The organism is Treponema sp. R6D11 (assembly GCF_054786075.1).
This window is the reverse complement of sequence record NZ_BDHD01001188.1, coordinates 1-365: the sequence shown is the minus strand read 5'-3', so window position 1 is coordinate 365 and position 365 is coordinate 1. Positions and strand designations below refer to the sequence as shown.

2 protein-coding genes are annotated in these 365 nt (G+C 51.2%); both read left to right on the top strand.

Annotated elements, in window-relative coordinates; all coding sequences use genetic code 11:
- The first annotated feature begins 8 nt into the window (after positions 1-8).
- The gene (locus ACYVTD_RS18045) at positions 9-179 is read left to right on the top strand and encodes a hypothetical protein (protein ID WP_461248987.1); all 171 of its coding nucleotides are present in this window, start codon (positions 9-11) and stop codon (positions 177-179) included.
- The coding region (locus tag ACYVTD_RS18040) for a fumarate hydratase C-terminal domain-containing protein (RefSeq protein ID WP_461248986.1) at positions 176-365 on the top strand (190 nt) is incomplete at its 3' end. The genes ACYVTD_RS18045 and ACYVTD_RS18040, both read left to right, overlap by 4 nt.

The window sequence follows — 365 nt, the reverse complement described above, 5'->3', positions numbered from 1 at the left end:
CTCAAGGACTGCGCGGAAACCAGGCGGTTATGGGAGTGCATGTTGAATCTTCGGCGAGGCACACGGCGACAAGAGCGTGCGCGGTAAACACATCTTGTTATACACTAAGGCGGGGGATTATCCGTTTTAACAAAGACCTTTCTTACGAACTGCCTGTTTATTCGGGGGCGACGCTGTGAAAAAGACGCTGAACCTTCCGTTATGTGACGAGGACGTATCCAGTTTAAGGGCGGGGGACGTTATTTACCTAGCCGGGACTCTTGTGACGGGAAGGGACGAAGTTTACCATAGGATCGTCGAAGAGGGGAAAGCTTCCCCCGTAGAACTTAAAGGAATGGCGATTTATCACGCTGGGCCTATTGTAA